General features: G+C 43.6%; 10 protein-coding genes. 3 read left to right on the top strand and 7 right to left on the bottom strand.

From position 1 onward, the window contains the following. Together ACMJ0U_RS12545 and ACMJ0U_RS12540 are read left to right on the top strand one after the other, a co-directional pair. Window positions 1-269, top strand: a 269-nt coding sequence (locus ACMJ0U_RS12545) for a hypothetical protein (RefSeq protein ID WP_417130208.1), incomplete at its 5' end; no start/stop codon positions are given. Window positions 270-306: 37 nt separating this feature from the next. Then, window positions 307-2,736, top strand: coding sequence for a glycosyl hydrolase family 95 catalytic domain-containing protein (locus ACMJ0U_RS12540; protein ID WP_417130207.1), 2,430 nt, complete (start codon window positions 307-309; stop codon window positions 2,734-2,736). An 84-nt stretch (window positions 2,737-2,820) separates the two neighbouring features. Here the strand turns inward: ACMJ0U_RS12540 and efp are convergent, their stop codons facing one another. Further along, the gene (efp, locus tag ACMJ0U_RS12535; protein ID WP_417130206.1) at window positions 2,821-3,387 is read right to left on the bottom strand and encodes an elongation factor P; all 567 of its coding nucleotides are present in this window, start codon (window positions 3,385-3,387) and stop codon (window positions 2,821-2,823) included. Between the two features lie 190 nt (window positions 3,388-3,577). On the opposite strand from efp, the gene rpmH reads away from it, so the two are divergent. Then, a complete protein-coding gene (gene rpmH / locus ACMJ0U_RS12530; protein WP_007564314.1) occupies window positions 3,578-3,739 on the top strand; it encodes a 50S ribosomal protein L34 in 162 nt (53 codons plus the stop codon). A gap of 198 nt (window positions 3,740-3,937) precedes the next feature. Here rpmH and gpmI read toward each other — a convergent pair whose 3' ends face one another. The 6 genes from gpmI to ACMJ0U_RS12500 form a co-directional block, all read right to left on the bottom strand. After that, complete coding sequence (gene gpmI, locus ACMJ0U_RS12525; RefSeq protein ID WP_417130205.1) at window positions 3,938-5,452, bottom strand: 2,3-bisphosphoglycerate-independent phosphoglycerate mutase; 1,515 nt, start codon at window positions 5,450-5,452, stop codon at window positions 3,938-3,940. Between the two features lie 187 nt (window positions 5,453-5,639). Then, window positions 5,640-6,632, bottom strand: a complete 993-nt coding sequence (tsf, locus tag ACMJ0U_RS12520; RefSeq protein WP_007564307.1) for a translation elongation factor Ts — start codon at window positions 6,630-6,632, stop codon at window positions 5,640-5,642. A gap of 119 nt (window positions 6,633-6,751) precedes the next feature. Next, complete coding sequence (rpsB, locus tag ACMJ0U_RS12515; protein ID WP_417130204.1) at window positions 6,752-7,591, bottom strand: 30S ribosomal protein S2; 840 nt, start codon at window positions 7,589-7,591, stop codon at window positions 6,752-6,754. 209 nt (window positions 7,592-7,800) lie between these two features. Continuing rightward, complete coding sequence (gene rpsI, locus ACMJ0U_RS12510) at window positions 7,801-8,187, bottom strand: 30S ribosomal protein S9 (RefSeq protein WP_417130203.1); 387 nt, start codon at window positions 8,185-8,187, stop codon at window positions 7,801-7,803. Window positions 8,188-8,193: 6 nt separating this feature from the next. Beyond that, window positions 8,194-8,655: a 50S ribosomal protein L13 gene (rplM, locus tag ACMJ0U_RS12505; protein WP_417130202.1), complete on the bottom strand. Its 462-nt coding sequence runs from the start codon at window positions 8,653-8,655 to the stop codon at window positions 8,194-8,196. Window positions 8,656-8,938: 283 nt separating this feature from the next. Beyond that, window positions 8,939-9,430: a DUF4488 domain-containing protein gene (locus ACMJ0U_RS12500; protein ID WP_417130201.1), complete on the bottom strand. Its 492-nt coding sequence runs from the start codon at window positions 9,428-9,430 to the stop codon at window positions 8,939-8,941. Window positions 9,431-9,472 lie beyond the last annotated feature (42 nt).

Below are 9,472 nucleotides of genomic sequence, written 5' to 3'. Positions count from 1 at the left end.
GAAAAAATAAAACGAAGCCATTTCATCGCGCGGATGGAAAGGCTTTTTTTGTGGAAATTCGGAACTTAAAGAGTCTCCACAAAACTCTTTTGTATCCCATTCAAAAGACCAAAGAGTTTCACACAAAACGCCTTTGCGCTTTAATGCAAACGTCCTTGCGTTTCATTTCAAATGTACTTGCGATTAAAATAAAACGCAAAGGCGTTTTTTCAGTTGCATTTTCACTTCACTTTTCACACCTGAGTTTTGTCCGTACAAATATTTCTTGATAACTTGCGACTGATTTTCTTTATTAACGCATAGACTATGAAAAGTAACTTTAAAAGGAAGTGGAAAGGCATTGTTGTCACAACTTGTATCCTTTCCTTACCTGTCTCTTATCTTCCGGCACAAGAAAATTTAGTGCTGCACTACAACCGTCCGGCTGAATTCTTTGAAGAAGCACTCGTCATCGGAAACGGTACCATGGGAGCTATCCTTTACGGGGGAACCGACAAAGACGTACTCTCACTGAACGACATTACTCTATGGACCGGAGAACCCGACCGGAAAGTCACAACTCCCGATGCCTATAAGGCCATTCCGGAAATCCGTGCCCTGCTCGACAAGGAAGACTACCGGGGAGCCGACCGTGCCCAACGGAAAGTACAGGGACACTACAGCGAAAACTATCAGCCGCTGGGCCAGCTTTCCATCACTTATTCTGCCGAACCGGCTAAGGTAAGCCACTATCAACGGACACTGGACATCAGCCGGGCCATGGCACGAACCGCCTACCAGAGAAACGGTGCAGATTTTGCCTGCGATTATTTTGCTTCAGCCCCCGACTCGGTGATTGTGCTGCGCCTGCAGACGGAAAGCACAGAAGGGCTGCAAGCCACTCTTTCGTTCAATTCACTCCTGCCGCATGCCACTACAGCCAGCGGCAATGAGATTTCAGCCGAAGGGTACGCTGCCTATCACTCCTATCCCGTATATTTTGACGGAGTAAATAACAAGCATTTGTATGATCCGGAACGGGGAACGCATTTCCGCACACTGATTCGGGTCATAGCTCCTCAGAGTGAGGTCAAAAGCTTTCCATCGGGCGAGCTGAAGGTGAAAGGCGGAAAAGAAGCCTTGATTCTGATAGCCAACGTCACCAGTTTCAACGGCTTCGACAAGGACCCCATGAAAGAAGGACGCGATTACCGGAACCTGGTGACACGACGCATGGAACGGGCAGCACAGAAAACGTTCGAGGAATTGAAAAATGCACACGTAGCAGACTACAAGTCTTTCTTCGACCGTGTGGAACTTTACCTCGGTAAGACAGACCAGGCCATTGCAGCCCTGCCTACCGACGAACAGCTGTTGCAATATACAGACAAGTCACAAAGGAATCCGGAACTGGAAGCTTTGTATTTTCAATATGGCCGCTACCTGCTCATTTCAAGTTCACGTACACCGGGAGTACCTGCCAACCTGCAAGGTCTGTGGAACGAACGCCTGCTCCCGCCCTGGAGCTGCAACTATACCAGCAACATCAACCTGGAGGAGAATTACTGGGCAGCTGAAACGGCCAATCTGAGTGAAATGCACCGCCCGCTGATGGACTTCATCGCCAACCTGCAACACACGGGAGAAGAGAGTGCCAAGGCTTATTACGGTGTACAGAAAGGATGGTGTCTGGGACAGAACACGGACATCTGGGCCATGACCTGTCCGGTAGGACTGAACGTGGGCGACCCGTCGTGGGCATGCTGGACCATGGGAGGTGCCTGGCTGTCTACTCATATCTGGGAACGCTACACCTTCACACAGGACAAGGAATTTCTCCAGCAATATTATCCGGTATTGAAAGGTGCAGCTGAATTCTGCCTGAACTGGCTGATAGAAAAAGACGGCAAGCTGATTACCTCACCGGGTACATCGCCCGAAAACAAGTTCCTGACTCCCGACGGCTATGCAGGAGCTACTTCCTACGGCTGTACTTCTGACCTGGCCATGACACGTGAATGCCTGATAGATGCGGCCAAGGCCGCCGAAGCATTGGATACGGACAAAGACTTCCGGAAGCAGATAGAGAGAACACTTCCCCGTCTGCTGCCTTACCGGATTGGTAAGAAAGGTAACCTGCAGGAATGGTTCCACGACTGGGAAGACCAGGAACCGCAACACCGTCATCAGTCGCATCTGTTCGGCTTGTATCCGGGGCATCATCTGTCTGTAACAGAAACGCCGGAACTGGCAAAGGCTTGTGCCCGTACGCTGGAAATAAAAGGTGACAATACTACAGGCTGGAGCACCGGCTGGCGTGTCAATCTTTATGCACGCCTGCAAGACAGCAAGAATGCGTACCACATCTACCGCCGCCTACTGCGTTATGTCAGTCCGGACGGATACAAAGGAAAGGATGCACGACGCGGAGGAGGCACCTACCCCAACCTGCTCGATGCACACTCGCCTTTCCAGATTGACGGTAACTTTGGCGGTTGTGCCGGCGTCGTTGAAATGCTGATGCAATCTTCCGAAAACAGTATCACCCTGCTTCCGGCTCTTCCGGAGGAATGGAAGGACGGCAGCGTGAAAGGTATCTGTGCCCGTGGAGGCTTCATCGTCGACATGGAATGGAAGAACAGTAAGGTCACATCCTTGTACATCCAGTCACGCAAAGGCGGAAAGACGAAAGTCTGCTTCAACGGAAAATCCAAGAATATCGCCCTCAAAGCAGGCAAAGGAATCAAGTTACTATAAGCTTGCGTAATACAAAAAAAGAAAGCCGCACCGGAATCATCCAATGCGGCTTTCTTTTTATCTGAAATTCAGTATCTATCAGCATTAAGCTTTTACACGACCTACGTAAGAACCGTCGCGAGTATCCACTTCAATAGTTTCATCCTGGTTGATGAACAACGGAACACGTACAGTAGCGCCAGTTTCTACAGTAGCAGGCTTAGTAGCGTTAGTAGCAGTATCACCTTTCAGACCCGGTTCAGTGTAAGTAACCTTCAGCTGAACTTTTACCGGCAATTCTGCGAACAGGATAGTTTCAGTAGAAGCATCAGAAACAACTTCTACAATCATTTCTTCTTTCAGGAAGTCAACTCCTTCAATCAGGTCATGAGCGATAGGCACCTGTTCGAAAGTTTCCTGATTCATGAAAATATAATCTTCTCCTTCTTTGTACAAGAACTGATAAGGACGACGTTCTACACGTACATCTTCCAGTTTTTCACCGATGTTGAAACGACGTTCCAATACATATCCGTCTACCACATCTTTCAGTTTTGTACGCATGAAAGTGTTTCCTTTACCCGGTTTTACATGCAGGAAGTCAATGCAGAAATACAATTTGCCATCCATACGGATAGCGGTTCCGATTTTAATGTCTTGAGCATTAATCATAACTTAAATCCTTTATTATTATGTAATAGTTTGATTTATTCTCTGAATACGGTTGCAAAATTAATCTAAATCACGAAAAAACGCAAAAAGATTTGTCTAAAAATGATTTAGCACTTTGATTATTAAAAAAAAGTCACTAATTTTGCAGCCCGAACGCATGGAATAATAACATAAAATAGTATATACGAAAATGAAAAGAACATTCCAACCCTCTAACAGAAAGAGAAGAAACAAACACGGTTTCCGTGAAAGAATGGCTACCGCAAACGGTCGCCGAGTATTGGCAGCACGTCGCGCTAAAGGCCGCAAAAAATTAACTGTATCTGACGAATACAACGGAGTAAAAGCATAATAAACTCTGTTTTGACAGAAAGCCGCAAAGTAATTCCTTCTATTTACTTTGCGGCTTTTTATTTTCTCTCCAACCTGCATTGCCAGTTCTCTTCTGCTCCGAAACACAATTGCTCCGATATAAAGCATAAAAAACCGGGCTTCATTATCTTCCGATAACGAAACCCGGCCTTATTTTCTAAATCACTGTGGATTCTTATTATTTAATCAGGTCACGACCTGTCATTTCAGCCGGCTGTGCCATGCCTAAAATGTGCAGGATAGAAGGAGCCACATCAGCCAATACACCATTTTCTACTTTGGCGTCTTTGTTTTCAGTTACGTATACAAACGGAACCGGATTCAAAGAGTGAGCTGTGTTCGGTGTACCATCTTCATTCAGTGCATGATCTGCATTTCCGTGATCTGCAATGATGATGACTTCATAACCGTTAGCCTTAGCAGCTTCTACCGTATCTTTCACACAGTTATCGATAGCTACCACAGCCTTTTCAATTGCTTCATAGATACCTGTATGGCCTACCATGTCACCATTTGCATAGTTCACTACGATGAAGTCATATTTCTGTGTACCGATAGCTTCTACCAGTTTATCTTTTACTTCGTATGCGCTCATTTCCGGCTTCAAGTCGTAAGTAGCAACCTTCGGTGAAGGAACCAGGATACGGTCTTCATTGTCATACGGAGTTTCACGTCCACCGTTGAAGAAGAAGGTTACATGGGCATATTTTTCAGTTTCTGCAATGTGAAGCTGAGTCTTGCCATTATTAGCAAGATATTCACCCAATGTATTCTGTACGTTTTCCTTATCGAACAAGATGTGTACGCCTTTGAACGAAGCATCATACGGAGTCATACAGTAGTACTGCAATCCCGGGATTGTCTTCATGCCTTCTTCCGGCATATCCTGCTGAGTCAATACGATAGTCAATTCTTTTGCACGGTCGTTACGATAGTTGAAGAAGATAACTACGTCACCTTCCTTGATAGTACCGTCGAAGTTTGCATTAGAAATCGGTTTGATGAATTCGTCTGTTACACCTTCATCATATGATTCCTGCATGGCCTGTACCATATCGGTAGCTTTCTTACCCACACCGTTTACCAGCAAATCGTATGCTTCTTTCACACGTGCCCAACGTTTGTCACGGTCCATAGCATAGAAACGTCCAACGATAGAAGCAATCTTTCCAGCCGATTTTTCGCAATGAGCAGTCAGCTGTTCAATGAATCCCTTTCCGCTCTTCGGGTCTGTATCACGGCCGTCCATGAAGCAGTGGATGAAAGTATTTTCCAGTCCGTATTCCTTTGCAATGTCACACAATTTGAACAAGTGTTCCAAAGAAGAGTGTACACCACCATTGGAAGTCAATCCCATGAAGTGGATGTTTTTTCCATGTTCTTTTGCGTATGAGAAAGCAGCTACTACTTCTTTATTCTGCATAATGCTGTTATCGGCACACGCGCGGTTAATCTTCACCAAATCCTGATATACAATACGGCCTGCACCGATGTTCAAGTGACCTACCTCAGAGTTACCCATCTGACCGTCTGGCAAACCTACATTTTCGCCACTGGCCTGCAGCTGTGAGTGAGGATAGTTAGCCAACAGACTGTCCCAGTAAGGAGTCGGAGTATTGAAGATTACATCATCTTTTTGACGGTCGCCACAACCCCAACCGTCCAGAATCATTAAAAGCGCTTTCTTTGCCATAATCTATTTTGTTTAAAAGTTAGAATTCCATTCTATGTTTTCCGACAGCAAAAATACAAAATAATCCTGCTTGAAAGATTACTTTTCCTGATAATAATCAATAAAAAACGGCTACTTGAACCAAGTAACCGTAAAACAAATCGGGCGCACCTAATGGCACGCCCGACAGCATATTGCATCCTAATAATTATTCAGCACGCAAAGTGAAACGTTTGAAGTCTGCAACAGCCAGTTCCGGATCAGCAGCTTTCAATACATCAGCTACAGTCTTCTTCGGATCCATGATGCTTTCCTGTTTCAGCAAGCAAACTTCTTTCAAGAATTTACCCAGACGGCCTTTTGCGATATTTTCAATCATAGCCTCAGGCAAGTTAGCAGCTTTTTCTGCAGCCACTTTTTCCTTGATTTCTTTAGCTTTAGCTACATCTTCAGCAGTAATCCATCCCTTAGCCATGTTGCTTTCCATGTGCTCTTCGCTATCTACGTGAGAAGGATTGATACCAGCTTTCTTCAAAGCAGCTTCCACAGCTTTCTGTACCTGTTCAGCCTTAGTCTTTTCAATAGCTACATTGATTTCTTCCTGTTTTACAGATTCAGGAACACCAGCTTCATCAATTGCAATCGGGTTCATGGCAGCAATCTGCATACAGATTTCATGAGCTACCTGAGCATCACATTCCTTGTTGAATGCAACGATTGTACAAAGCTGGTTTTTATTCATGTGGTTGTAAACAGCAGTGCAAGCACCTGAAACGAAATTGAAACCATCCAATTCAGTCTTTTCACCAGTGATACCACTACGTTCTACAATTGCATCAGCAATAGTACCGTTACCCATAGGCAAAGCCTTGATTTCATCCAAAGTCTGGCATTTGTTAGCAATAGCAGCATCCAGAATAGCCTGAGTCAGTGCTACGAAATCCGCGTTCTTTGCTACGAAGTCAGTTTCACACTTCAAAGCAATCATTGCAGCGTAGTCACCAGTTGATTTTGCCAACACACAACCTTCTGAAGTTTCGCGGTCAGAACGTTTTGCAGCTACAGCCTGTCCTTTTTTACGGATAATTTCCATTGCCTTGTCGAAATCGCCTTCCGATTCTGCCAAAGCGTTCTTACAGTCCATCATACCAGCTCCAGTCATTTTACGGAGCTTGGTGATATCAGCCATACTTACAGCCATAATAATATCTTTTATTTTGAGTTAGTAATATTCTTAAAAACAAAGTTGAGAATTGAGAATTGAGAATCGAGAGTATAGTTATCCCAATTTTCAATTTTCAATTCTCAACTTATTTATGATTAAGCTTCTTCTTCGTCCTTGCTCATGAAGGCAGCAGCCTTAGATGCATTGATTGCATCTTCTTCAGCCTTGTCCATGCGAGCTTTGGTAGCTTTTTTCTTAGCAGCTTTCGGTGCATTTTCACCAGCAGCTTCCATATCTACCTTTTCTGCTTTTCTTTCTTCCAAGCCTTCTGCCATTGCAGCGCAGCAAGCATCCAAGATAACTTCTACAGATTTAGTAGCGTCATCATTTGCCGGAATTACGAAATCGATGTTTGAAGGATCTGAGTTAGTATCTACAATAGCAAATACAGGGATACCCAGACGGTTAGCTTCACGAACTGCGATGTTTTCTTTCAATACATCTACTACAAACAGAGCAGACGGCAGACGAGTCAAATCAGCGATAGAACCCAAGTTCTTTTCCAACTTAGCACGCTGACGAGAAATCTGAAGAACTTCTCTCTTTGACAAGTTAGAGTAAGTACCATCGTTAGTCAATTTATCGATAGTAGCCATTTTCTTCACAGCCTTACGGATTGTCGGGAAGTTAGTCAACATACCACCCGGCCAACGTTCGATTACGTACGGCATATTTACAGAAGCAGCTTTCTCAGCTACTACTTGTTTAGCTTGTTTCTTAGTAGCAACGAACAGGATTTTCTTTCCTGATTTTGCGATTTGTTTCAAAGCTTCAGCAGCTTCATCAACCTTAGCAACAGTCTTGTTCAAATCGATGATATGAATACCGTTGCGTTCCATGAAAATATAAGGAGCCATTGCAGGGTTCCACTTTCTTTTAAGGTGTCCGAAGTGGCAACCAGCCTCCAATAATGTATCAAAATTTACTCTTGACATTGTTTTTAATTTTAATCGTTTACTTTCTTTTTTGTTTATTGAACCAACTGCCCGGTAGTCTCTCCGACAAGAGCTTGCAGGAAGAATCCTGACAGTTTAGATACTAAACGCTTCTTTAGGTGACGAGGTATCAGTTGACGAGGCAACAAGGACAGCCCCACCGAGTGAACCACCTTGCCAGCTTGTCCCTTATCCAACTTGTCCCCTCGTTAACGTTTACTGAACTGGAATCTACGGCGTGCTTTCGGACGTCCCGGTTTCTTACGTTCAACAGCACGAGAATCGCGAGTCATGAAACCTTCAGAACGAAGAGCCTTCTTATCTTCCGGGTTAATTTTAACCAGTGCACGAGCGATAGCCAGACGCAAAGCCTGAGACTGACCAGTGAAACCACCACCGCACAAGTTAACTTTGATATCATATTTTTCAGCCACTTCCAATTTGTTCAACGGCTGTTTAACTACATACTGCAGAATAGTTGATGGAAAGTACTGTGCAAGGTCTCTCTTGTTAATAGTAATCTTTCCTGTACCTTCGCTAACGAAAACGCGAGCTACTGCGCTTTTACGTCTGCCTAATGCATTTACTACTTCCATTCTTTATTATTTAAGTGAATTAATATCAATTACTTTCGGAGTCTGAGCTTCGTGTTTGTGTTCACTTCCTTCGTAAACATACAAGTTGCCCAGCAACTTAGCTCCCAGACGATTCTTAGGAAGCATACCTTTTACTACTTTCTTCATCAATTTTTCAGCGCCATTCGGCTTTGCCAACAGACGAGCCGGAGTAATTTCACGCTGACCACCAGGATAACCGGTATAGCTCAGGTAAACCTTATCGGTCATTTTCTTACCTGTAAATTTCACTTTGTCTGCATTGATAATAATGACATTATCGCCACAGTCTACGTGAGGGGTGAAGTTAGGTTTGTACTTACCTCTCAACAGTTTTGCAACTTTTGCACCGAGACGGCCAACAACCTGATCGGTAGCATCCACAACAACCCATTCTTTAGTTGCTGTTTCCTTGTTTGCAGAAATGGTCTTGTAACTTAAAGTATCCACTCTTAAATCTTTTTAAAATGTTAACTACTAAAAAACAAATTCCTACAACCTTACCCTTCCCGGACAAAGAAGAATAAAGCACTCAGAATTAAAAATTTATCACTAGTTGATAATAATCGGCTTGCAAAGGTACGGCTTTTCTTTTAACCGACAAAGATTTTAAGTTTTTTTTTCGCGGGGTAATCAAGGGATTATACATCATGCCTAAATGCCAGAAAATCAGAAAGACCGTTACAAGCCTCATGTTGCAACGGTCTTTCCATCTTGTCATAATTAATTTTGGTCAACGTAATTCATCACCTGGATAAACCGGTGACATTTCTACCCGTTTCCATATTTCATGACACCATGAATCTATCCTATTTTCATTGGCATCATTTTCCAAAAAATACTTCACATACATCAATGTCCCGTTTTCCTTCAGTTCAAAGTGCATCTCATTTTCCTTTCCATTCAGCTGGGGAAGATGCACATTTTTCTCCACACACTCCGTATAGAGCCCCTCATTGTTTATCTTATAAGTACCATATCCCAAAATGACGGCTCCCGTCTGCATCATCAGCAAATTGGTAAAACGTCCGTCATCAGAAAGAATCTTCAAAGAATTACTTGTCTTAAGTTCACCCGGAATATCCGGAGAATTAGAACGATAGAAACACATCTGCCAAACCCCATGCAAATTAACAGGAGTTTTTTCCTGCACATCCTGGGCCATCGAATTGCCGACAGCTAAGAGCATTAAAAATGCAACCAGAAAGAAATAACGTATTTTCATAACTAAAAGTATTAGAATTACCTATCAGGCTACTTACAAAAT

Origin of the sequence: Phocaeicola sp., from assembly GCF_048170425.1 — a bacterium.
Taxonomy (GTDB): Bacteria; Bacteroidota; Bacteroidia; order Bacteroidales; family Bacteroidaceae; genus Phocaeicola.
This window is presented reverse-complemented; position numbering and strand designations above follow the sequence as displayed.

What these genes read in the sequence shown, in the direction of transcription:
- ACMJ0U_RS12540 (WP_417130207.1), top strand. Translation starts at nt 307, where the DNA reads ATGAAAAGTAACTTTAAAAGGAAGTGGAAAGGCATTGTTGTCACAACT.
- rpsI (WP_417130203.1), bottom strand. Translation starts at nt 8,187, where the DNA reads ATGGAAGTAGTAAATGCATTAGGCAGACGTAAAAGCGCAGTAGCTCGC.
- efp (WP_417130206.1), bottom strand. Translation starts at nt 3,387, where the DNA reads ATGATTAATGCTCAAGACATTAAAATCGGAACCGCTATCCGTATGGAT.
- rpmH (WP_007564314.1), top strand. Translation starts at nt 3,578, where the DNA reads ATGAAAAGAACATTCCAACCCTCTAACAGAAAGAGAAGAAACAAACAC.
- ACMJ0U_RS12500 (WP_417130201.1), bottom strand. Translation starts at nt 9,430, where the DNA reads ATGAAAATACGTTATTTCTTTCTGGTTGCATTTTTAATGCTCTTAGCT.
- tsf (WP_007564307.1), bottom strand. Translation starts at nt 6,632, where the DNA reads ATGGCTGTAAGTATGGCTGATATCACCAAGCTCCGTAAAATGACTGGA.
- rpsB (WP_417130204.1), bottom strand. Translation starts at nt 7,591, where the DNA reads ATGTCAAGAGTAAATTTTGATACATTATTGGAGGCTGGTTGCCACTTC.
- gpmI (WP_417130205.1), bottom strand. Translation starts at nt 5,452, where the DNA reads ATGGCAAAGAAAGCGCTTTTAATGATTCTGGACGGTTGGGGTTGTGGC.